This window comes from Oscillibacter sp. PC13, from assembly GCF_900115635.1.
In the GTDB taxonomy this organism is placed as follows: Bacteria; Bacillota; Clostridia; order Oscillospirales; family Oscillospiraceae; genus Oscillibacter.
Genome location: NZ_FOXE01000007.1, coordinates 18,002 through 41,498, shown reverse-complemented (window position 1 = coordinate 41,498; position 23,497 = coordinate 18,002). Strand labels below are relative to the sequence as shown.

The window sequence follows — 23,497 nt, the reverse complement described above, 5'->3', positions numbered from 1 at the left end:
ACGACCACTTTATTCAAGCTGTTTGCTACGCTTTGGCATCGATTCCTGCTCTCGTCCCAGACTGAGGAACATATCGACATTCGCCTTGATGGTATCAATCTGCTTCGCTTGCTTCTTGAGACTGGCGCGTTCATCGTAAAGCCTCTGCTGCTCCTGAGAGAGCCGTTCCTGTTCGGCTTGCAGTGACTTCAAACTCGGCAGCTTTCCGTCTCCCTGCATTGCAAGAAGATTGCTCTTTGCTGCATCAAAGATGACCAGCTCCGCTTCGTGTTTTGCCCGGAATGCGTTCTTGTCCTTCGTCTTCTGGAAGGCATCGTAGACCGGCTTGAGGCGTTGGTAATTGCCGATATTTTTGAGAAGCGGCTGCACTTCTCGCAGACGGGCTTCCACGCCTTTCAGCTCTTCGCCGGTACGAGCATAGGAGCTGTGGATATCCTCGACCTTCGCTTCAAGATCAGAGTATTGGAGAAGATTATTCTCGGTGAGGAAGTTGAGAGTGCGGGCAGCTTCCTTTAGGTTGTTGAGCTTTGCCCAATGCTCGTAGCCTTTGCTTTCCTGAGCCTTGATGCAATTCTGAATGTCGATGATGAGGGAGACACCTTTGCGTCCGGTCTGCATTTGACGCTTGCGGGGATTGCGTCCCTGAATGCGTTCCTTGATGCGTTCTTCGGTGTAGTTTTCTCCGATGGTTTTTGCACGAGTAAACCGTTCCTGACCCTCGGCGCGGAAGGAAATGTACTTGCCGATTTTAATTTCGTAACCGGCTTCCTGCATCATTTTCAGGAACTCGTCATAGTCCTTTGCGGTAATGACACAACGGTCAATGGTCTGCTTGAGCTTCTGTTTCCAGCTCGTGCCGCGCTTTGCTTCCGTGTATTCTTTGTAGCCCATGCCCTTGCTCTGAGACGGAGGAATCACGGATAGTCCATGTTCTTTGCAGATGGAATCACTGAGCTGTCTCAGCTCTCGGTATGTTCGCTTATTGCTTCGGTACGCATGGTAATCGACAAAGTTTACGGCATTGAAAATGATGTGATTATGGCAATGCCCCTTGTCAATGTGTGTGGCGATCACATACTCGTATTTGCCCTTGAGCCATTCATCTGCAAACTGCTTTCCGATCTCGTGAGCTTTTTCCGGCGTGACCTCACCAACATCAAAAGACTGTATCAGGTGACGGGCGATGACAGTAGGAAGCTGCGCTCCCTGTTGTGCTGCAAGGTTTCGTGTCCATTCAAATTCCTTCGCAGCAGAATCACTGGCAGCACAGCCAAAAGAGGACACAAGCAGTTCATCATCCGTCTTCTTCGGATCAATGATGTAGGCGATTGCCTTATTCACAGTTCCTCGGATTGGCTTGATTTTAGTAACTGCCATATTTCCTTCTGCCTCTCTTTCAACTCGGCAACATCATCCTCGTAGAAGTGCCCTGTCGAGTTGATGCGTCGGCAAATATGATTGATATTCGCTGCGGCTCGGCTAACGGCTGCTGCAAGTTTTTTCTGCTGGGTATAGTCCACTTTGATAATGTAGCCGTCAATCGCCATCTTGCGAAGATAAGCTCCCATGTTCTTTGTACCAAGCTGCGCCATCTTTGCCTTGATGATCCGTTTCTCATCATCGGAGACACAGAAGAGGATTTGATTTGGTCTTGTTCTGTTTGCCATAGGCGGTCTGTCCTTTCATAAAGATAGAGGGTTTGGGAGACATCCCAACAAGCAGTTTTCGGGATTAAGGGAAGGTTTCCTTAATCCAAAATCGCCGTGTGTATATACACTGGCTGTGCTTGCTATTCTCTAAAATCGTATTCCCTCGTAGGAACTCCCCGTAAAATACCCCTTCACTTTACAACGGACATATTATTCGCATTTTTTAAGTATGCGCTACAAAAAACAGGTTATGAAGCAAACTTACTCCGTAGTTTACTTACTTCTTCCGGCTCTTTCCTCGCTTCTCATAGTCATCATCAATTCGCTTTTTCCAATCGGCACCAAGAGGCGCACTGCAACGAACAGCACAGATAGCCTCGCTCAGTACCTCGTAGTTAAGCTGCGTTCCTTTGCTGTCAGAGTGGTAGTTCACTGCACGGTCTTCGCTGATGCCGAAGTGTCTTGCTGTCTCAACTGCGTCGATGTTGGCACCGAGAAACAGAAACTCCCAGCCGTACTTTGTCTTCTGACGCTCGATCATCTTCTTGACTTTTTCACTGTCATAGCGGCGGCTTGCGTTTTCCATTCCGTCTGTCGTGATGACAAACATTGTATGTTCGGGAACATCCTCAGTTCTTGCATACTTATGGACATTGCCGATGTGATGGATTGCCCCACCGATTGCATCCAAAAGGGCGGTGCAGCCTCTCACAGTGTAGTCCTTATCGGTCAATGGCTTGATGCTCCGGACATCGACGCGATCATGAATAACCTCGCTGGTGTTGTCGAAGAGAACAGTAGAAATGAGAGCTTCGCCCTCTGCTTTTTTCTGCTTCTCGATCATGGAGTTAAAGCCTCCGATGGTGTCCGCCTCAAGTCCGCTCATGGAGCCGCTGCGATCAAGAATAAATACGATCTCGGTTAAGTTCTTTTTCATGTTCAGTACCTCCGTATATATTTTTGGGCTTGCAGCCAAAAAGAAAAATATGACTGCTCGATATGCGGCAGCTTGCTGACGCTTTTACCGTTACAGTCATATTATAAGAAAAATCGTATTCTGTTTGGTCGCATGACAAGCGACAATTAAAGCATTCCATTAAACAGATCGCATTCAATATCTGCGATGTCATCCATCGGTATTTTTCTGCCGTCCGTCAGGATCAGCAGACGCTCGTATTCGTCGAAGCGTTTCAGATTTCCGGTTATGGTCACATACGCGCCGCCTGACTTCCTTGTGTCCGGCAGGAAGTATGTGATGGAGATTTCCGGCTGTTCGCCTATCATCTCCATAAGGTAGGCTTGCTTTCTGTCGAGAACCGCCTTTGCTTCTTCGCCCAATTCAATCTTCTCGTCCGTCAACCGCCCTGTTTCTTTGATGGCAGCATCATAGCCAGTGAGAGCTGCGAAGGGAGAGAACTGAGCGGCACGATCCAGCATAGACATCTGCGGTCTTGTCTTGGAAACATGGTGCGGCAGATTGATTATTTCTTCGTACATTCAAATCCCTCCTTAATTGACTTTTATCAGGTGGTTATTCCTCGAATGCAGTGAGTATTTCTTGAGCTGCTTTTACAATATCAGCGTTGGTATAATGCAACCGCCTATCGTCAGGGCGTTTGCAGACTACGATCTTGCAAGATTGATTTGGTGCATATTCGTATCTTCCCGTAAACAAAACATTTGAATCGTAAGGCACGCGCTCCACATTGAAGGAGTTTCTCCCATTCATCGCAATATAGCTAAAGAAGTTTTCTCCGGTATTAAACAAAACTCTACTTGGTTTTAACATCTCGATTTCCCGTGAGATAATTCGGAGGCTGACATCGTTGATAACATCAATGATGCTGTCATCTGGATTGCCACCTTCGCTGAAAGATACTTTATATAGATTTGACCACGCGGCAGATTGTGACCATGCTTTTTTGAGCAGTTCTTCACGATCTGATTTATCTAATGTTTGAGGTATATAGAACTGTTCAAAATTTGAGTCGTTTGCACCGGTAATAACTTGATAATTTAACTTCCAGAACTTTGATCTCTTGTAGTAATAGCTTGCTGGATTTCCATTAACTTCACCGTGCCAGCCATTATAGTCAGCCATCACATACATCTCGCGATAGTTCTCTGAACTAAGCATTACCTCGGAAATCAGTGAAGCAACCTTCGTAGAGTCTTCGTTTTGCCATCCGTTCATAGCTTGCCCATAAATAAGAAGTCCGTTATCAAACAGCCTTCCAACATGGTGACCAGCTAAACAAAGATCGTCCGGGGTTATTCGCTCATACACAGTTTTCCCATTAGAGAAAGATAGGGAAAGCATTTCTTTATACAAATCAAAAAGTTGTTTATCCATATCTACCTCCTATGCCTTATGACCGCCAATCTGCTCATTGCGGTCCTTCGCCGTCGCGCCGTCCTCCAAGTTCATGCCTTTGAGGATAGCGTTCTTGCCAAACTTCTTTTTTATGGTCAACATGGCTTGCTGCATTTTCTTTTCACGCTCAAGTTCGGCTCGCTCCTTCTCCTGCTTTGCGTCACGAGCTGCGTAGTCCGTGAAGAGATCAAGCTGTTCAAAACCTTCGTTCTTCTTTGGCGCGTCTGCTTCCGGGAGAACATGATTTGCGACGATGTTCAATCGGCGCACGAGAAGGTTTTTATCAACAATCCGGTCAAACAGATCAGACACAGCGCACATGATTTTCCTTGTAGATGATGTGTAGCTGTCAAGGTTGGCAGTGCCGTGAGCGTGTTTCGGGATAGCTCTGCCGTAATGGTCTTTCACAACCGGACCGTGATACTTTCGGCTTCGCTCCGGATCGGTGAGGTTTTCAATGTCATATCCAATCGTGATGACAATTTGATCTGTGACAAGCCCTTTGTCCACCAAGTCCAGCACGAGCATATCTGCCATTTCCCGGAGGACAAGTTTTGCCTTGTCTGTATCATAAGGGCAGTGCAGCACTTGTCCGGAACCCAAGCTGTTGGTACTCGGTCTGTATGCCTTGATCGCTTCAATCGTGGTAGGCTCCCAGCCCCACGCATGGTCGATCAGCAGCTCTGCGTTTTTCCCGAAGAGCTTATAGAGTAAGTCTTCATTCTTTTCGGACATTCGCGCAACATCGCCCATTGTAAACATCCCGTTTTCTTCGAGCTTCTTTGCATAGCCGCGTCCCACGCGCCAGAAGTCGGTAAGAGGCTGATGTGACCATAGCTCACGCCGATACTTCATTTCATCCAGCTCTGCAATGCGAACGCCGTTCTTGTCTGCCGGGATATGCTTCGCCACAATATCCATCGCCACTTTGCAGAGAAAGAGGTTTGTGCCGATACCGGCTGTTGCTGTAATGCCGGTTGTCTCAAGGACATCCAGGATGATCTTCATGGCAAGGTCATGGGGAGAGAGCTTGTAGGTGTTCAGATAATCCGTGACATCCATGAATACCTCGTCGATAGAGTACACAACGATGTCCTCCGGTGCGACATACTTCATGTATATTTCATAGATGCGGGTGCTGTACTCCATGTAGTACGCCATTCTCGGCGGGGCGATTATGAAGTCAATCGCAAGCTCCGGCTTTGCTTGCAGCTCGGAAAACGAATATGATGCACCTTCTAACTTTCGCCCCGGCGCATCGTGCTGCCGTCCGGCATTTGCCTCCTTGACGCGCTGCTTGACTTCAAAGAGTCTTCCGCGTCCTGAGATGCCATAGCTCTTGAGGGAGGGGGTGACGGCGAGGCAGATAGTCTTGTCCGTTCGGCTCTCATCTGCGACAACGAGGTTTGTGTCCAGCGGATCCAAACCGCGCTCCCGACATTCAACCGAAGCATAGAAGCTCTTGAGGTCGATTGCGATATAGGTTTTCTGCTTCATGCTCCGACTGCCTCCTTTTTATCTTGCTTTATGTTTGCGCATTTCCTTCCCCATGTGTTCATGGGCAAGTCTCCTATTGATCAGGTTCATCCAACACCCAAGGGAGTGTCAAATAAAACTCCAAATCAAAATGTGGCTCAGGGAAATCAGGCGCTCCATATGGATATATCTCATGGCAGCATTGCCCGATATTTTCAGCAGATATAGTAAATTCTGATTTCCGAACCAAGTTTCCTGCGAGACGGTAGCTGAATTGGTAGTGGTGCCCTTCTGCATCATCGTAAAGCTGACAGACATAGGTTGCCTGCTCCGGACGAATACCAAACTTCTCTAACAGTTCCTTGATTTGCTGTGGGAATTGTTTTTTCCTTGCCAAAGCAAGAAAATTCCGGCAATGAGCGCAATCACATCCCCATTCATTTCCTCTGCTGTACCATTCTTTTGTCACTTCCAGATCGATTTCAACGACGGAGCCAAAAAGCACTTCCTGAATCAAGGTTATACATCACTCCATTCCTCATCCGTTCAAGTCCATTATAATCATAATTATCTTTCAATTTTCTTGAAAAATAATATGTAAATCAAAACCACATTGATAACGACATCATACCATCTGAATCCATCAAAAATAACGATAGACGAAAAAAATGAACAGGCAACAATACCGCAACGAATCAACCAAGGGAATAGCCCTTTTTCCTTAGTCATCCATGTGAAGTAAGCCATTACCGGGGACAGTAACGCAAATACTGTCCATCCAGTAATAAATATGCTGCTATATACGCCGTCTGTTAGTATTGCTGCAACATAATAGGTAATAAGCATACCCATACAGAATGGAAGTATATTTAGCATCGCTTTCTTTTTTGTTTCACTGTAAATCGAAATAACAACACCAAACAGGATCCAAATTGCCATCTGAGAAAAAATATTTCCCAAATTCTGTGTATATATGTCAAGCAATCTACTGATTACACCTAAAACCAACCCGACTACAAACATAACAAGCGGGTTCCATATTCTTCTTTTCATTCTAATACTCTCTGCATCTATTTCAAATATGTATGCGTTCTCACGCTCCGAGCAAGCTCTGGTCAAACGCGAACAGAGCCTCGTTGATTTCAAAGACATTGTAGTTTCCGTTTTCAATGAAATACTCAATGATGATGTCAAACTTGTTTGAGTGAGAAAGCGCAAAGCCAGCCTTCATGAGCATATCCTTCGTTTCATCCAGAGATAGCTCAAGGGCAATGGCAAATGCAATGACCGTGGGCTTTGACGGCTTATACAGCTTGTCACTGCGGATCTTTGAGAAGAGCTTTCGGTCGATGTTTGCTTTCTTATAGCACTGTGCATCCGTCATGCCAGACTCGTCAATCTTACGCAGCAGCATCTCGGAAAAGCTCTCGTCAAGCTGCTTCATTGCGTCATCCAAAGACATTGCCTTTTTAGAGGCTACTGCCATAGGCGCAAGAGGAAGGAGCATATCAGGAGACTCATCCGCTTCATCCTCACAGATATTTGCCTCATAGACCACTTCTTCAAGGGCGTTCATGCGACGCATACGCTCGGAGTAATCGTCGGTATGCTCGTCCACATAGCGGTCATCTATGTATTCTTCGATGTCCGAGAACAGCTTCTCGCTGATCCGATATGCCTTTTTATCAAAGATGACAATGAATACGGTCATGTCGTTCTCAAGCAGAAACTCGCTGATCGTATCAATGGCAACTCGGAGTGCCTGATCTTTCGGATAGCCATAGATACCGGAGGAAATGAGCGGAAACGCAACCGTCTCACACTTTGCTTCCTTTGCCAGCTCAAGTGATGTTCGATAGCAGGAGATAAGCTGTTTGCGCTCTCCGTGCTTGCCGTCCACCCAGCGCGGACCGACGGCATGAATCACATATCGGCACGGGAGCTTATACGCGCCGGTAATCTTTGCGCTGCCAGTTTCACAGCCGCCGAGCTTCCTGCACTCGGCAAGCAGTTCCGGTCCTGCAGCACGATGGATGCAGCCGTCCACACCGCCGCCTCCCAGAAGGGAGCTGTTAGCAGCGTTGACGATTGCGTCCACTTTCATTTTTGTGATGTCGTTTCTGACGATTTGTAATGGCATAAACTCACACCTCGTTGTTGTAATACTTGGTAATAACATCTGCGATGTCTTTTGCCACTTCGTGTATTTCAAACAACTCATGCTCCCAAATATAAATTGCAGTGTCATCAGTTTTCCCATCCGGAAGAACACGATAGCAATAGTAATCACCACAACCATTTGTAGCGAAGTACACATAGCGATTCACTTTTTCCTCAAACTCGTCCGGCTCAAGATACTCAGGGTAAATTTCACGGTTGGTCTTGACATGGGCAATCATCTCCTGAGCAGAGAGTAAAAACCAATGATCTCCGTTTGTTTCTCTAAGTAGTGCTTTCAGCGCTTCAGGGAAAGTAAAGCCAACATATTTTTCCGCGTTCTCTATATCGCATTCGGGGCAAGGTTCTTGTAACTTTGCCCAGTTATGATCCTTGATGAGATTTCCAATAAGTTCTCTATACATTATTTTATTCCTTTCCTGTTTACAGCTTCAATCCATCTACCCATGCAGCAAGCTCAGACTTGCTGGCAGACTTCTTGAAAACCTTACCTTCAAGCAGCTTCGCATTCGGACAGCTTGGTTGGAGTTTTTCGTTGGTTTTTCCCATGCCGCTTCCACCGGAAGTAGCGAAGGGAATGACAGTCTTGCCGGTCAGGTCATAGCTTTCAAGGAAGGTGTTGATGATAGTCGGCGCGACATACCACCAGATCGGAAAACCCACAAACACGGTGTCGTAATCGTCCATGTTATCCCTTTTTCCGTCAATCGCCGGACGGGATGCAGGATCGGTCATCTCAATCGTGCTGCGGGAGTTCTTATCCGTCCAGTCAAGATCACCTTTGGTATAGGGTACAGCCGGTGCAATTTCATAGAGGTCTGCACCGATAGCCTCAGATAGATTCTCTGCCACCTTTGCGGTCACACCGCTTGCAGAGAAGTAGGCAACTAATTTCCTGCTCATGTTTTATTCCTCCGTATCAGGATTATTTTCTTCGTTAAGCACCATTTCAAGCAGCCGCTCCGCAAATGCCACCATCATGTCCAGCGTTTGGTCTTCCTTCTCAACCTTGCTCATTCGCTCCAACAATGCTTTGAAAATGGTTGTGCGGTCATATTCGGTTTCTTCCTCAAAAACATCAAGGATTTCTTTCATCCGCTGGGCAGCTTCGTTCATCTCAGGAGGGAGCGATGACATCCCCAGCATATCAGATAGCTTCTCATCCTCTGTTATGGCGCAATACCTCAAATACCCCTTGTGTTCAGCGGTCATCAGCTCGTCAAAATAACAGATGAAAATGCGAACACGGATGCCTCCGTTCTCAGCCGGTTCAAAGGTTACGCTGTGAGACTTCTCGGTAATCTCTCTGAGAAACGCAAGGTCTTCCGGATCGCAGAACTCCGCAAATGCGAGAGTCATGACAATTTCTGAATGCCAGTGGTGGTAGTCAACAATCCCTCGAATCTGACCGCGATGTCTCTTGGCAAACTGATCGCATTTGTCCAGCAAATACTCGTAGTTGGCTTTATCTTCCGGCACAATGACCTTAGGAATCTTGTCCATTTCAGCTTGGAAGGAAGAGAAGAAGCCTCCGTTTACGGCTTGATCGAAGATTCTGCTGCTGCGTTCGTCGGCTTCATCCTGTGGTCTTGAACGGTAGTCTCTTTCAAAGATAATATCGTCCATTACTCCGCATCCTCCACGATACCGAAGTCAATGAGAATGTTCTTATCGGCATTCGGGGGATAGACAATGCCCGTCATTTCGTATTGATAACGCTTTACGCGCCGGAACTCTTTCACCGGTTCAGGTGCATAGGCAGCCGTCTTGCAGTGCGCATATTCTGGAAGCGCAGCCAGATCGTCAGCCGCATCTTTGATGAGATCGTCGGTTACTTCATCAATATCGCGCCCAAACTCAACGGCAACAAGCTCGTGCTTTTTAACATCCTTGTCTATATCTCCCAAAGAGCGGTACAGTTTATACTTCATCGGCGGCATCCTTTCTGTATTTCTTCGGAGTGTATTTCTCGGCATTTTTTCTCTTAGCGATAATGAACGCATCCATTATGGCGAAAATGGTTCCCTCTAAATCGTCAAGTGAGAAAGCGGGAGAGCGATGGGTTTTCAGCACATCATCCGCTTCGGCTATCAGTTCCTTTACTGCGCGGCTGCCGAACTCCGCTCGTACAGTTTCAATGCGTTGGTTGTATTTTGCTTCATAATTGCTTGACAGTGCCGCCCGTACTTCCTCCGGGGAACGATAGTTTTCCGCGATTGGAATATACTCGTCGATTTTTCTTCTAAGCTCTGCAATGTATTCGGTATAGAAAGAGACAATTTCCTCCGGATAAATCTCACCGACAGCATTCAGAAGTTTATCAATCTCTTTCTGATCAATCAGTTCAAATCGCTTCATCGGGGTATGGAGAATGCCCACTGCATCCTTGTCCGAGTAGTTGATATGCTTTGCGATAATCGGAGCTGCGCACTTTACCGCGCGGTCAAAGTTCTTTTCTCTGAATGCCTGTAAGCCGTTTTGAAGAAGCTGCAAACCAACTTTACGAGATACTTTGAAAGCATCCATCATAGCCTTTGTGAAACAGAAAGAATCCGAAAAATCAAAACCAACTATATGCTCGTCGGGTGTCATGGAGAGCTGGATGGCATCCGACTGGTCGAACATGATTGCAAGAGTGTAGTGTCCTGCATAATCGTATTTGACATTTGCGAAGTTTGACCCCGGCATTACAGCATATTTCGGATCATTTAGTTCGTCGCTTGTGAAAGAGCGTAAGCCGTCTATATACTCAATTCCCACAACATACGGAGACGCAAATAAATGAGCATCTTCCTTTGCTACATTCATCAGGTATGTGGTAGGTGTAGGAATGCCTAAAAGCCCCGCCAGTCTCGAATACATAAACTCGTTACCGGCAGAGCATGGATTTTCGTGTTTGATAATCAGCCGTTTTCCTCCGTTTTTGGGCGTGGCGAGATATAGCTGACCGCTGAATCCCTTGTTGGAATACGGCGCATATGTATAATCGTTTGTATTGAGAATAAATTTATCTTTCATTTTCGTCATCCCTCCGGTGTGATGTTTTTGAGAAAATCGGAATGAGGCACATAGGGCAAATTCAAGTTCCAGCCAAGACGATTCATCTCGTTGAGCTTGATCAGCATCAGATTGATGTTTGTTCCCATAATAGATGAGAGCTGAACTACATCATAGCCCTGACGCATATTCTCAATCAGCTCGTCATCGTCAATGATCACATGGGAGGCAAAGGCATTTGCCTCATATTCGTGTTTGGTACGCATATCAAACAGAACAAACTCCGGGAGAGCATCATTTCCTTTCGCAAGGTTACGATGGAAGGTGTCATGACCGATTTCGTGTCCGCAAACCATTTGCATGACCATATCTTCCATGCCGGAGTTCAGGAGAATGTGCCGTTCCTTGTGCCGATAGGTATACATCCCAAGCAGATCAGTGAAATTGTCCATGAAGTGAACATAGATGCCAAGCTCACGGGCAATCTTCAAAGTGTCCCTTGTTCCGCAGCATCTTACAATGCTTTTTGCCTTATTGTAGATTTCTTCGGAGCGAATTATCACGGGACCTTCACCCCCTTAATGTTACGAGTTGCCAATGTAATTCTATCAAATCCTCCGTACAATAAAACGGACAATATTAGGTATTGGTGTCTTCGCCGGTCTTCTTGTACTTTTTCGGCGTATACTTCTCTACATTACGGGCTTTGGATTCCCAATAAATATCCTGCAAGGCTTTCATCACAGCGTCCTTATCCTGCTCGGATAGTGAACCACCGGCAAACAGACCGGACATACCATCAATCAATTCCTGCGCCTGCTTCATGCCGCGAGAACCGTATTGCTCGGATGCCTGAACAACAAACTCTTCGTCCTCGGTCAACAGATAATTGACATCTACCTCGAAGTAATCTGCGATCTTTTTGTATGCGTCCCTTGAGCGCGGGAAAGAGATGCCGTTCTCATACCGGGTAATCATGCGCCGATTGATGCCCAATCCCTCGGCTACCTCCTGCTGCGTAAGACCCCGCTTTTCTCGTTCAGCTTTGAACTTCTCTCCAAATGTCATTTTGGTAATCACTCCTGTTCACAAAAAGTTTGCGACTTTGAATTGCTCAAAACTATTGACATAGGCAATTCAAATGCGTATAATAATAAACGAGCAGTTCAACTACTCATATTTTACTCATAATTGCTCACCGTGTCAAGCGATTTGAGCAATTATACAAAGAAAAGTTACAAATATGGGTAATCGAAGTGGTCAGAGAGGCAATTACAATCAATCGTGCGTATTTGCTGCCCCGTGCAGATGCGCACACAGCAAAGGGAGGTACAAAAGATGGAAGCTCAGTGCAGAAAGGCGTATGTCTCAGTCAATCTGGATGTCGATAAGGAGGGTGCTGTCCTTCCTCGGTTTATCCGCTGGGACAATGGTCAGGTGTTCAATATCGATCAAATCCTGTATAAATGCCGCGCCTCATCGAAAAAAGTAGGAGGCGGCGGTATTCGCTATACCGTCATGATTCGAGGAAGGGAGTCCTATCTGTTTCATGAAGGAGATAAGTGGTTTGTCGAAGCAAAGGAGGGTTGCTGATGATCCTATCCCACAAGCAAATAGAAGAAATAGCAGCAGCCGTCACCAAGGACTTCAATGTGTTCTTCTTTGGGCAGGAACCGGAGGATGTCCGCATTCCGAGAGCAACACCGATTGACCAGTTCGCCAAGGACTATCTCGGCTTGAATGTGTCCTTCGCCCGTCTGTCGGAGGACGGAAGCATCTGCGGCTTGACGGCTTATGCGGACACTGAGTATATCGCTGAGACGCGAGGTATCAGGAGAACGATTCCGCTCAAGCAAAATCAAATTCTGATGGACGATAGCTTCATTCAGCCGGGACAGGTTCGGAAACTCTGCGGGAAACGCAGATTCACGCTTGCCCACGAATGCGCACATCAGATTCTCTATTCGATGGAGGATGATGAGGCAAAAGCTGCTTGCCGGAAGAAATATGCCGCGCGATGCGCATATTCCCTCCGCGATCTGAAAACACGAGAGGACTGGAACGAATGGCAAGCAAATGTGCTGGGTGCAGCCATCCTCATGCCGCAAAAGGAGATAGACTACGCCATGTGGTATTTCGCCGGTGGCAAAAAGCTCGTCAATTATGAGGGAAGGTTCGCATATCATGACAGGCTTGCACTTGCGCTGATTTGCAGTCAGCTCGGTGTTTCTAAAACCGCTGCCGTTATCCGGCTGCAGGATCTCGGTTATATTGAGGACCGCCCGTACCGTGAGTATGTCGATCCGTTGGAGGTATGGGCATGAGAAAAAATATCCGAGTAAGTGAACCTTCTGCCGAGATGCAGATGAAGATACAAAGAGCGCGTCATGCTATTTCAAGCCAAAAGATGCGCATGGTCAAATGCCCCTACTGTGGGCACAATTCAATCGCAGTATTTGAGGACACAAGAGGTCATGTCCAAGCAAAGTGCAAGCTGTGTGGACGCGAAACGGTCTTCGATGTTCTCAGTATGAGACGGTTAAACCACTGTCTTCAACACTCAAGAAGATAGTGATTAACAAATAAATATTTTGATAGCTGTGCTGTGGAGCCGCTGATTGGTGAGTCTTCCTAATGCCGCATGAACAGAGTTTAATCGCTCTGTTTTATCGGCATGGGATCATAACTCACCGTCATGCGGCTCTATTTTTGTCTTGCCCATCCGCTGTTCCGTGCCAGCGGAAAGGACAAGACAATGAAAAGAATCCCCAAAACCCCTATCGAGTTCGATTATGACCTCTGGACAACGGAGGACGGCAAGTGCATGGTGCGCGTGAAGCGTACCGGAGAAGTAACGGAGGTTGACCGCGATGTCATGAAAGCTCTTCGTGCCGAAGAAAAGAGACTGCGCCGGTCTTATACCGGCAGCAATTCTGATGACACGGAGGAAGATGAAGTCAACAGCAGCACTCTCTCTTTGGATGCTCTCCCGGAGGACGATGTGAAGGCTTCGGCTTGGTTGGTTGATCCTCGTGACTTTGCCGAGGAAGTAACGACGGCAATGCTTGAACAGGACTTCCTCAGAATCCTCACAGACACGCAGAGAGACATTTTCGCAAAAGTTCTCAGAGAAGGAATGAAGCCGTATGACTATGCAAAAGCCAATGGTGTGTCAGCTTCAAGTGTTACGCAGCATATCCAAGCCATTCGCATAAAGGCAAAAAAATATTTTTGATTTTTTTGAGGGCGGTACTTAAAAAACGGCAAAAGAATGTCCGTTGTAAAGTGAAGGGGTTAATTCAAGCCTCCTTCGCGGTTCCTTGAAAACTGAATACTCAGTGCTGCGGATCTTTCCTCTTTTCTCGAAGCAACTTGTCTTCTGCCGCCATGACCTCCCGCTGATGTTTCATCTGCTGCGGAGCGAGCGATCAACAGAGAGGCTGAACAGCCGTGTGGTGCGGCTGCTTGCGATGATGGAGAAGTTGGGTATAATGATACTTCCGTTCTTTCTTTGAAGGGGCGGCTCGGAGCGATCCTCGGAGGGGTGAGAGTCCCATGATACTGATTAACCATCGGTAGTCCGCAGCATTCCCGGAGCTGTAAGGCTCTGCCGGTAGGGGTGCGTGCTGCAAATATACCGGAGCATAACGAAACGAACTTAACGAAACTTACTATATAGTTTCAGGATAAAAACTATGTGGCAGGACTTCTTAACCGTTGTCCTGCCATATCCTTTTGTCCTGAAAGCACATTGCACGCAGGAGGTGTAAAAGATGATGAGCGTTGAGACAATGAAAAATCTCAACCTGAAAACGGTTGACCGCAGCCAGCTCGTTCAGCGCAGCAGTGTCCGTCTGGACCCGGATGCGCCGAGGGAAGAGAGACTGCAAGAGTTCATCAGGCAGATCAAAAACCCCTATTGTTATCTGGATGGAAAGACGGTTGTAAAGATCAGCTTCTCCAATACGGACACAACAATGGAGGACTGCCTGGAACACTATCTGAGAGGACTTTGATTATGAACAAATTGAATCTTTTCGCCCGGATCTATGGACGAACGAGTGAGTTTGTGATATAATCTAATCAGGTCAAAAAAAGAAGATACTGACTAAGCCGCTTGCCCTGATGGTCATGTGGCTTTATCGTGCTTTTCATAGGAATGAAGCAAAGCCTTCGTCTTTCTGATTGGATGTATCACACCAACAGAAAACGGAGGTTATTTTTATGCCGAAAAAGGTTTACCGCGCTGCTATCTATTGCAGACTGTCCCGTGAAGATGGCGATAAGGTTGAGAGCAACAGTATAGCAAGCCAAAAGGCGATCTGCGAAGACTTCATCGCCAGACATGAAGACATTGAGCTTGTCTTTGAGCCGTTTATTGATGACGGTTACAGTGGTGTTTCTTTCAATCGTCCTCGTTTCAAGCAGCTTGAGGATGCGATCCGCAAAGGTACTATCGACTGTATTGTGGTCAAAGACCTCAGCCGCTTCTCAAGAAACTATATCGACGCCGGGCGTTATCTGGAAAAGCTCTTTCCCCAGCTCGGCGTTCGCTTCATTGCCGTCAACGACGCATACGACAGTCTGACCGGCGATCCACAGTCTGACTCGTTTGTCATCCCGTTCAAAAACCTGATCAACGATTCCTACTGCAAGGACATCTCTATGAAAATCCGTTCCAGCTTGGAGGTCAAGCAGAAGAACGGTGAGTTTGTAGGCGCATTTGCTCCCTACGGCTACATGAAGTCTCCGGAGAATAAAAATCAGCTCATCGTTGACGAGGCGGTCAGCGAATATGTGCAGATGATTTTCTCCATGTATAAGGATGGCATCTCCATCGGGCGAATTGCTGCCAGACTGAATCAGATGGGTATTCTCTCTCCGATGGAGTACAAGCATTCAGCCGGAGTGAAGTATGATACCGTCTTCAAGACCGGCGATACCGCAAAGTGGACTTACAAAGCTGTCCAGCGCATTCTCACCAATGAGGTTTATATCGGTGTTCTGGCTCAGGGAAAGCGCGGCACTCCAAACTACAAAGTCCGTGTTGTCCAGAGCAAGGATGAAACAGAATGGGTTAAGGTAGAGAATGCCCATGAAGCCCTTGTCTCCTATGAAGATTTCATGGCAGTCAAGGCGATGATGAAGCGCGATATGCGCTGCGCTCCCGATCAGGATGAAGCACATCTGTTTTCCGGTTTTCTTTTCTGCGGCGATTGCCAGCAGTCCATGATCCGCAAGACAGTCCCATCCAAGGCAAAGAAGTACATCTACTATGTATGCTCCACAAATAAACACACTCGCTCTTGCAGTCCTCACAGCATCAGTGCAAAAGAGGTTGAAGAGAAGGTGTTCACCGCTATTCACGATCAGATTGAGCTTGTCATCAATCTGGAAAAAGCCCTTGAGCTGATTGAGCGTCTTCCTTCACAAAGCAGAAAAGCCTTTAACTATGAAGCGCAGATTACAAAGCTGGAAGAGGAAATTGAGCGTTATCAGAAGCTCAAGCTGCGGCTCTATGAGGATCTGTCAGATGGTATCATCGACAAATCCGAGTATTTCGATTTCCGCAACAGCTACACACGCATAATTGAAGAGAAGCAGGAAGCTCTCCTGCGTGTAAAAAAGGAAATGAAGCAGACGGTTACAACCGGAACGACGGAACGGAATTGGGTAACGCTCTTCAAGCAGTATGAAAACATTGAAGAACTCAACCGGCGTGTTCTGATGGCTCTCGTTGACCGCATCCTCATTCACGAAAATCATGCCATCGAGATCGTCTTCAAATACAAAGACGAATACCAGCAGACGCTTGAATATGTTCTCGGTTATGCCGATGAACTTGCCATTGCCGGATAAAGGAGGGATGAGCGAATGGCACGAAAAAGCAGAAAAGCCGTAGTCGAACAGCAGCCGGAAATTGTTGCTGCTCCTGCACAGATATTTCCTACCGCCATTTATGCCCGTCTTTCCGTGGAAAACAGCGGCAAGTCGGAAAAGGTGGATGTGATCACCAATCAGATTGAGATATGTAAGTCTTACCTCGCTGATTGCCCCTACCTAAATCTCGTGGATGTTTACATCGACAACGGACGAACGGGTACTGTGTTTGACAGACCGGAGTTCAACCGCCTGATGAACGACATCCGTTCAGGCAGGATTAAGTGCCTTGTAGTCCGTGATCTCAGCCGTTTTGGTCGTGACTATATTGAAACAGGCACATACCTTGAGCGCGTATTTCCGCAGATCGGGCTACGGTTTATCTCTATCAAAGAGCATTATGACAGTTTTGATACTGATGGATCGAATGAAAGTCTGATGATCCCTCTGCAAAATATGATCAATGCTCTTTACTCAAAGGACATATCCCGGAAAGTCTCCACTGCCCTAAAAGCACAGATGGAACAAGGGACATTCCAAAAGAGAAACTTGCCCTACGGGTACAAATGGAATGATGAGCATACGAACATGGTCATCGACGAAGAAACAGCACCTTATGTTCGCCTGATGTTCCAATGGAAGATTGAAGGTCTTTCTATCCCGACGATTCTTGACCGCCTGGATGCAATGGGCGCACCGAACACAGAGCTTCGGAAGCGTCAGACCGGCACTCGCAAGGGCGATGGATGTTCCTGCAAGGGCTGGCACAGCTCGACGCTCTACGGCATCCTGACAAATCCACATTATGTCGGTGACACAGTCCTCGGACGGTCAGAGAAAGCAATCTATCGTGGGATCAAGTCTCATAATGTTAAGGACAAGAACGAGTGGATTGTATTTCCGGACACCCATGAGCCGATCATCTCCCGTGATACCTTTCAGAAGGTGCAGGACATCATGAATACTGCAAGCGAAGCAAGGCAGACCAAGATGATGCAGTCTGAGGAACACCGCGCAGCTCTCGTCAATTTCTTTGATGGCAAAATCGTCTGCGCAGACTGCGGCAAGCGGATGTACTATCATCGCAAAAAGATAGACAAGGACAAACGGGGACGCTGGTATGCGTATTATGAATGCAGTACCGCTGTTGGAAAACGCTACGAGAAATGTACTACCCATTATCTGAGGCAGGACAAACTTGAGCCTGATGTTCTCGCTGCAATCCAGCTTCAAGTCAAAGCGGCACTTGATTATGACAAGCTCCTTGATAAACTCAGAGGCAGCTCCGGCGAAAAGAGCATCCGCGATCAGCAGAATGCCCTTATCACAAGCCTGAATCTGAAACTCAACAGCCTTAGTAAGAAGCGCACTCGTCTGTATGAAGACTTTGCCGACGGAATCCTCGACGAAGAGGAGTACACCTTTGCAAAGAAAAGCTATGATGAGCAATACGCGGATCTGTCTCGCCGTTTGGATGAGGCAGTTCAGCGCAAAACTCGTTTCAACGAAGCTATGTCTGCCGACAACAAATGGATCAAACTTATGAAGTCGGTCAGTACAGCTACGCAGCTCTCTCAAGCATTGGTGGATGAAGCGATTGAGCTTGTTCGCGTCCATGCGGGAGGCAGCATTGAGTTGGTTATGAAATACGGTGACATCTATGCACTTACCTTGCAGAGTATTAAAGAAGTTCAGGAGGCGATGTAAATGAGCAAGGATTATAAAATCGGCATCTACATCCGTCTCTCTTTGGCTGATGAAGATACCGGCTGCACAAAGGATGAAAGTGACAGCATCGGCAATCAACGAATGCTCATCAACCGCTTTCTCGATGAACACCCGGAGCTGGCAAAATACCCGCGCTTGGAGTTTGCGGATGACGGATATACCGGCACGAACTTTCAGCGTCCTCATTTCACTGAGATGATGGAAAAGGTACGCGCCGGAGAGATTAACCTGATCTGCGTTAAAGACTTTTCGCGGTTTTCTCGTGACTACATCGAAACGGGAAACTACCTCGAATGCGTTTTTCCGTTCCTCGGTGTCCGTTTCATTTCTATCAATGACGGATATGACAGCGAGGACTACAAAGGAACAACCGGAGGACTTGAGGTTGTCATGCGCAGCATCATCTATGCAGCATACAGCAAAGACCTCTCTATCAAAACAACTACCGCAAAAATCCAGATGATGAAGCAAGGCAAGTATGTTGGGGGTTATGCGCCCTATGGCTACATGATGCACCCGACGCAGAGAAACAAGCTGGCGATTGATCCCGACTCTGCTGCCGTTGTCCGGCGTATTTTCGATGAAGCCCTTGAGGGCAGCAATACATCACAGATCGCAGAGGGATTGAATGACGATAATGTCCCGACGCCCGGACAGTATTTCAAAAGCAAATATCCGGGCAACAAGAAGTTCAGTCGCATGAGCGAAAAGATTAGCTGGACAACATCAATGGTCTACAAGGTGATTGTCAGCTATGTCTATACCGGTGCAACTGTGGGACATAAGCGTAAGTCTGCCGGTGTGGGCAACAAAAAAACCATCGCTCAGGATCACGAGGACTGGATCATTGTTGAGGGGATGCACGAAGCCATTGTCAGCAAGGAAGAATATGAACTTGCTCAGACAGTCATCCGCAGCGGTGAAAAGAAGCCGGAACGCAAGGTGCGGCAATATCCGCTCAGGGGGCTTGTCTACTGTCCAAACTGCAAACGGGTAATGAGCCGACGCAAGCTCAGAAACTCAGGCTATTTCTACACTTGCACCCACTCCACACACGATAAGAACACGGAATGTGCTGTTGGAGAAAGATATTATGAAGCAGAGCTTGAGCGAGTAGTTTTCAATGCCATCGGTCAGTATGTATCACTGGCTGAGAAGCAAGCAGTTCAAAACAAGAAAGTTGGCAAGGTCAGAAAGACTGCCATTGATGAGTGCGCGTCCCGCATTCGTTCCCTGCAAACTCAGGCAGAACAGCTCAAAGGGGTTAAGCTCCGCTGCTACGAGAAGTACACAGCCGGTGACATCTCAAGAGAAGAATACTTGAAAGCGAAGTCTGAAACCGATGCCAAAATCTCGGAGACTGATGACGCAATACGCAAGGCTCATTACCGGATGCAGCAGCTTGACTCAGAGCGTTCCTGCTCAGACGATAAGCTGGATGCCGTATGCGATTTGTATGCCCGATCTGAAAAGCTGACATACGAGCTGGCTCACGCATTCATAAAAGCGATCTATGTCCATTCTGACAATCGGATTGAACTCGAATGGAAGTTCAAGGACTTCATCACAAGTGAATAATGTCTTAAGAGATGCGCAAGAGTCCACGGATATGAACAAGCCGTGGACTCTTTGCAAAAAATCTCTATATTTTTTTAGTTCCTACTTGACACAAGAAGATTTATCCCGCTTAGGCAGAAACTACATTCTGACCGGCCAATACACGGAAATCTACTTTCCCAGCAAAGGCGTCCGCTATATCGCTGTCAATGACAATGTGGACACCATCAACGGAGAGAATGAGCTTGCCCCATTCCTCAACATTCTGAATGAAATGCACGCCCGCCAGACCAGCAAAAAGGTAAAAGCGGCCATGCGGACACGGTTTGCAAATGGCGCACACTATGGAGCCTATGCCCCGCTGGGCTATGTCAAAGACCCGGATAAGAAAGGCCATCTTCTGATTGACCCGGAAACAAGGTGGATTATCGAAAAGATTTTTGACCTTGCCGTTCATGGCCGGGGAGCCGCCAGCATTACACGGATTTTGGTCGAAGAAAAAGTACCTACTCCCGGCTGGCTGAATTTCCAGAGATACGGCACTTTCGCAAATATCTATGCCGGAGCGTCGGAGGAAAAAGCCTATGCGTGGACGATAGCGCAGGTGAAAAGTATTCTGAAAGAGGAAACCTATATCGGACACAGCGTCCACAATAAGCAGACCAACATTTCATTCAAAAACAAGAAGAAAGTACGCAAGCCAAAAGAGGAATGGTATCGTGTGGAGAACACCCACGAAGCGATTATTTCCGAAGATGTGTTCCGTCAAGTACAGGAGCAGATTTGCAACAGGCGCAGACGGCAGAAGAACGGCACAACACAGATATTTTCCGGGCTGGTAAAATGTGCGGACTGCGGCTGGTCGCTGGCCTATGGTGTGAACAGCCAGAACAAAAATCCCTATGCCCACTACCATTGTAGCAAGTACGGGCAAGGATTGCACCAGTGTTCCATGCACTATATCCGCTATGATGTGCTTTACGCCTATGTCCTTTCCCGTCTGCAATACTGGTCTGTGCTGGCACAGCAGGATGGGGACAAACTTCTGAAACGGCTACTTAACGCCAGCGATAAGGAACGCAATACTGCAAGGAAGCGGCAGACAGCCGAACTGAAAAAGGCGGAAAAGCGCAAAGCAGAAGTAGACACCCTGTTTGCAAAAATGTATGAGGACTGGTCTGCCGGACGCATTACAGAATACAATTTCAATATGCTGTCCGAAAAGTATCAGGGCGAACAGCGAGAATTGGACGCAAAAATTGAACGGCTTCACGAAGCGATGGAGGCCGCCGCCCAGACAGCGGTTGACGCTGAAAAGTGGATAGGTCTGACGAAACAGTATGTCAATCCCACAGAATTGACGGCTGAACTTCTGAATACGCTGATTGAAAAAATCCTTGTCCATGAAGCGGTCAAAAGTGAGGACGGAAGCCGGGAACAGGAAGTGGAAATCTTCTACCGCTTTATCGGCAAAATCGAATGACACATCTTGAGATACCCAACAATATCTTTAACTAAGGGAAACGGGCCTTGGCTGCCCTGATATAAGCCTGCTGCCGTCGCTGAGTGAACTGTTTGGCGTCAGCGTGGAGCGGCTTTTGGCGGGAGATCTGGCTCCCCAGGATACGGAGGTTGGAAATATGAAACGAGTAAAATTTTACGTGTGTCCGGACTGCGGAAACATTCTCACTGCCACTGGCGGCGGGGAACTGCACTGCTGCGGCAGGAAGCTGGAGCCATTGGAGGCCAGACCGGCAGATGAGGACCACGCCATGACGGTACAGGAAATCGAGGAGGATTGGTATATTACATTCCCGCATCCCATGAGGAAGGAGCATTTCATCCGCTTTGCCGCCTATGCGGCGACAGACCGGGTGCTGCTGGTGCGGCTGTACCCGGAGCAGGGGAGCGAGCTGCGGATTCCCCAATTGCGGGGCGGCGGAAAGCTGTATCTCTGCTGCAGCCGGGATGGGCTGTTTGAAATAAAGCTTTGAAAAGCAGAAGGCACCGCTGTACAGCATCAGAATGACTGGAGATATCAAAGCACTGGGAGCCGTGGCCCCCAGTGCTTTTTATATGATTCAGTTTTTGGGGAGCAGACCCACAATCAGAATTGCCAGAATGAGAATGGGCAGAATATACTGGAAATAGGGTTTCAGGCACCGGGGCATTTTCAGACCTGTGCCGGTGTTGGCCTCCTCCAGATAGTTGTCGAAACCCCAGCCCCATTTGGTGACGCAGAACAGCAGGTAGATCAAAGATCCAATGGGCAGCAGCAGGTTACTGACCAGGAAGTCCTCGGAATCCAGCACGTCCTTGCCCATAATGGGGCGGAAACCGCTCCACAGGTTGTAGCCCAAAACACAGGGCATGCTGGCCAACAGGATGAACACGCAGTTGATTAAAACGGCCTTCTTCCGGCTCCAGCCGAAGTTATCGATACAGCTGGCCAGAAGGTTTTCAAACACGGCCAGGACGGTGGAGAAGCTGGCAAAGGTCATGAACAGGAAGAACAGCGTGCCCCATAGACGGCCGCCGGCCATGTCTGCAAACACCTTTGGCAGGGTCATGAAGATCAAAGCGGGCCCCTGATCCGGAGCCACATTGAAGCTGAAACAGGCGGGGAAGATAATGAGGCCGGAGGTGACGGCCACAAAGGTATCCAGGCAGCAAATGCGGACGGCCTCGCCGGTGAGGGTATGATCCTTGCTCATATAGCTGCCGAAGATCTCCATAGCGGCGATGCCTAGGCTCAGCGTGAAGAAAGACTGGTTCATGGCGGCCACCATGACATTGAGCAGGCCCGCATCCGCCGCCCGCTGGAAGTCGGGCAGCAGGTAGAACTTGACACCCTCTGCCGCGCCGGGCAGCATCAGGCTGTGGACTGCCAGCACCACGATAAGGCCCAGCAGCCCCAGCATCATCCATTTGGTAATGCGCTCCAGACCTTTCTGGAGGCCGAAGGAACACACCAGAAAACCAACCAAAACGGTGATGACCATCCAGAGTGTCATCTCGCCGGGATTGGCCAGCATGTTGACAAATACGCTGTCAATGGCATCGCCCTCCAGGCCGCTGAAGGCGCCGCCGGCAAATTTGAAGAAGTAACCAAGCATCCAGCCGGACACCGTAGTATAATACATCATCAGCAGATAGCAGCCGATGATGCAGAACCAGCCGTGGATGTGCCACTTGCTGCCGGGCTTTTCCAGAGCTCGGTAGCCCAGAACCGCACTTTTACGGCTGCCGCGGCCCACTGCCAACTCCATGGTCAGCACAGGGACACCCATGATTACCAGAAACAGCAGGTAAAACAGCACGAATATGCCGCCGCCGTTTTCGCCAGTGACATAGGGAAATTTCCAGACATTGCCGATGCCGATGGCGCAGCCTGCACTCACCAGCAGGAATCCCAGCCGGGATTGGAAACTCTCTCGTTTCATGAAACAAACTCCTTCTCTTTTTTCACACAGCCCCAAAGACGAAAAAAGAGAGCGGTTCAGTACCGTTCTGTTTTCCCCGCCATTGGGGATAATTCCTATGGTAACGGACGGTTTACGGAAAGTCAACCGCTTTCGCAAAAGAACGCGCAAGAAAAAGTGGAAGAAGCGGCTGTTGCATGCTATAATAAAGTTGAAATTTTTATGGGAGGTGCGAA

26 protein-coding genes are annotated in these 23,497 nt (G+C 47.9%); 9 read left to right on the top strand and 17 right to left on the bottom strand.

Features of this window, described 5'->3' with window-relative positions:
- Positions 1 to 9: 9 nt before the first annotated feature.
- From BMZ81_RS05500 to BMZ81_RS05425, 16 genes are all read right to left on the bottom strand, one after another.
- Complete coding sequence (locus BMZ81_RS05500) at positions 10 to 1,377, bottom strand: relaxase/mobilization nuclease domain-containing protein (protein ID WP_177187211.1); 1,368 nt, start codon at positions 1,375 to 1,377, stop codon at positions 10 to 12.
- A complete protein-coding gene (gene mobC, locus BMZ81_RS05495; RefSeq protein ID WP_091129590.1) occupies positions 1,338 to 1,667 on the bottom strand; it encodes a plasmid mobilization protein in 330 nt (109 codons plus the stop codon). Before mobC ends, BMZ81_RS05500 begins: the two co-directional genes overlap by 40 nt.
- A gap of 259 nt (positions 1,668 to 1,926) precedes the next feature.
- Entirely contained in the window at positions 1,927 to 2,586 is a 660-nt protein-coding gene (locus BMZ81_RS05490; RefSeq protein ID WP_091129587.1) for a vWA domain-containing protein, read from the bottom strand.
- Positions 2,587 to 2,732: 146 nt separating this feature from the next.
- Entirely contained in the window at positions 2,733 to 3,146 is a 414-nt protein-coding gene (locus BMZ81_RS05485) for a YolD-like family protein (RefSeq protein ID WP_091129584.1), read from the bottom strand.
- A 34-nt stretch (positions 3,147 to 3,180) separates the two neighbouring features.
- Entirely contained in the window at positions 3,181 to 4,002 is an 822-nt protein-coding gene (locus BMZ81_RS05480; protein ID WP_091129581.1) for a hypothetical protein, read from the bottom strand.
- Positions 4,003 to 4,011: 9 nt separating this feature from the next.
- Positions 4,012 to 5,520: a Y-family DNA polymerase gene (locus tag BMZ81_RS05475; protein WP_091129579.1), complete on the bottom strand. Its 1,509-nt coding sequence runs from the start codon at positions 5,518 to 5,520 to the stop codon at positions 4,012 to 4,014.
- 73 nt (positions 5,521 to 5,593) lie between these two features.
- The gene (locus BMZ81_RS13875) at positions 5,594 to 6,016 is read right to left on the bottom strand and encodes a hypothetical protein (protein ID WP_143072741.1); all 423 of its coding nucleotides are present in this window, start codon (positions 6,014 to 6,016) and stop codon (positions 5,594 to 5,596) included.
- 50 nt (positions 6,017 to 6,066) lie between these two features.
- Complete coding sequence (locus BMZ81_RS05465; RefSeq protein WP_091129574.1) at positions 6,067 to 6,552, bottom strand: DUF6518 family protein; 486 nt, start codon at positions 6,550 to 6,552, stop codon at positions 6,067 to 6,069.
- A gap of 40 nt (positions 6,553 to 6,592) precedes the next feature.
- Positions 6,593 to 7,639 carry an O-acetyl-ADP-ribose deacetylase gene (locus BMZ81_RS05460; RefSeq protein ID WP_091129573.1) on the bottom strand — a complete coding sequence of 349 codons (1,047 nt, stop codon included), beginning with the start codon at positions 7,637 to 7,639 and terminating at the stop codon, positions 6,593 to 6,595.
- A gap of 4 nt (positions 7,640 to 7,643) precedes the next feature.
- A complete protein-coding gene (locus tag BMZ81_RS05455; protein WP_091129570.1) occupies positions 7,644 to 8,081 on the bottom strand; it encodes an SMI1/KNR4 family protein in 438 nt (145 codons plus the stop codon).
- 19 nt (positions 8,082 to 8,100) lie between these two features.
- Complete coding sequence (locus BMZ81_RS05450) at positions 8,101 to 8,580, bottom strand: flavodoxin (RefSeq protein WP_091129568.1); 480 nt, start codon at positions 8,578 to 8,580, stop codon at positions 8,101 to 8,103.
- Positions 8,581 to 8,583: 3 nt separating this feature from the next.
- Positions 8,584 to 9,303: a hypothetical protein gene (locus BMZ81_RS05445; RefSeq protein WP_091129567.1), complete on the bottom strand. Its 720-nt coding sequence runs from the start codon at positions 9,301 to 9,303 to the stop codon at positions 8,584 to 8,586.
- Positions 9,303 to 9,608 (bottom strand): carboxylate--amine ligase, encoded by a 306-nt coding sequence (locus BMZ81_RS05440; protein ID WP_091129564.1) that lies wholly within the window; start codon positions 9,606 to 9,608, stop codon positions 9,303 to 9,305. Before BMZ81_RS05440 ends, BMZ81_RS05445 begins: the two co-directional genes overlap by 1 nt.
- The gene (locus BMZ81_RS05435; RefSeq protein ID WP_091129562.1) at positions 9,598 to 10,695 is read right to left on the bottom strand and encodes a hypothetical protein; all 1,098 of its coding nucleotides are present in this window, start codon (positions 10,693 to 10,695) and stop codon (positions 9,598 to 9,600) included. The genes BMZ81_RS05440 and BMZ81_RS05435 overlap by 11 nt, the downstream gene beginning before the upstream one ends.
- A gap of 5 nt (positions 10,696 to 10,700) precedes the next feature.
- Positions 10,701 to 11,237 carry an ImmA/IrrE family metallo-endopeptidase gene (locus BMZ81_RS05430; protein ID WP_091129560.1) on the bottom strand — a complete coding sequence of 179 codons (537 nt, stop codon included), beginning with the start codon at positions 11,235 to 11,237 and terminating at the stop codon, positions 10,701 to 10,703.
- Positions 11,238 to 11,313: 76 nt separating this feature from the next.
- Entirely contained in the window at positions 11,314 to 11,742 is a 429-nt protein-coding gene (locus tag BMZ81_RS05425) for a helix-turn-helix domain-containing protein (protein ID WP_091129557.1), read from the bottom strand.
- A gap of 270 nt (positions 11,743 to 12,012) precedes the next feature.
- Between BMZ81_RS05425 and BMZ81_RS05420 the strand changes: the two genes are divergently transcribed.
- The 9 genes from BMZ81_RS05420 (at position 12,013) to BMZ81_RS05375 (ending at position 21,833) form a co-directional block, all read left to right on the top strand.
- Entirely contained in the window at positions 12,013 to 12,267 is a 255-nt protein-coding gene (locus BMZ81_RS05420) for a hypothetical protein (protein ID WP_242942573.1), read from the top strand.
- The gene (locus tag BMZ81_RS05415) at positions 12,267 to 12,998 is read left to right on the top strand and encodes an ImmA/IrrE family metallo-endopeptidase (protein WP_091129555.1); all 732 of its coding nucleotides are present in this window, start codon (positions 12,267 to 12,269) and stop codon (positions 12,996 to 12,998) included. The genes BMZ81_RS05420 and BMZ81_RS05415 overlap by 1 nt, the downstream gene beginning before the upstream one ends.
- A 371-nt stretch (positions 12,999 to 13,369) precedes the next feature.
- Positions 13,370 to 13,909, top strand: coding sequence for a hypothetical protein (locus BMZ81_RS05405; RefSeq protein WP_091129551.1), 540 nt, complete (start codon positions 13,370 to 13,372; stop codon positions 13,907 to 13,909).
- A gap of 538 nt (positions 13,910 to 14,447) precedes the next feature.
- Positions 14,448 to 14,690, top strand: a complete 243-nt coding sequence (locus tag BMZ81_RS05400) for a DUF6870 family protein (RefSeq protein WP_091129548.1) — start codon at positions 14,448 to 14,450, stop codon at positions 14,688 to 14,690.
- Positions 14,691 to 14,898: 208 nt separating this feature from the next.
- Positions 14,899 to 16,533, top strand: a complete 1,635-nt coding sequence (locus tag BMZ81_RS05395) for a recombinase family protein (RefSeq protein WP_091129546.1) — start codon at positions 14,899 to 14,901, stop codon at positions 16,531 to 16,533.
- A gap of 15 nt (positions 16,534 to 16,548) precedes the next feature.
- Complete coding sequence (locus BMZ81_RS05390) at positions 16,549 to 18,261, top strand: recombinase family protein (RefSeq protein WP_091129543.1); 1,713 nt, start codon at positions 16,549 to 16,551, stop codon at positions 18,259 to 18,261.
- Positions 18,262 to 19,860 (top strand): recombinase family protein, encoded by a 1,599-nt coding sequence (locus BMZ81_RS05385; protein WP_091129541.1) that lies wholly within the window; start codon positions 18,262 to 18,264, stop codon positions 19,858 to 19,860.
- A gap of 31 nt (positions 19,861 to 19,891) precedes the next feature.
- Positions 19,892 to 21,322, top strand: a complete 1,431-nt coding sequence (locus BMZ81_RS05380; protein ID WP_242942572.1) for a recombinase family protein — start codon at positions 19,892 to 19,894, stop codon at positions 21,320 to 21,322.
- Between the two features lie 157 nt (positions 21,323 to 21,479).
- Entirely contained in the window at positions 21,480 to 21,833 is a 354-nt protein-coding gene (locus tag BMZ81_RS05375) for a hypothetical protein (RefSeq protein WP_143072740.1), read from the top strand.
- A gap of 87 nt (positions 21,834 to 21,920) precedes the next feature.
- Here the strand turns inward: BMZ81_RS05375 and BMZ81_RS05370 are convergent, their stop codons facing one another.
- Positions 21,921 to 23,282: a sodium-dependent transporter gene (locus BMZ81_RS05370; protein ID WP_091129537.1), complete on the bottom strand. Its 1,362-nt coding sequence runs from the start codon at positions 23,280 to 23,282 to the stop codon at positions 21,921 to 21,923.
- Positions 23,283 to 23,497: the final 215 nt, after the last annotated feature.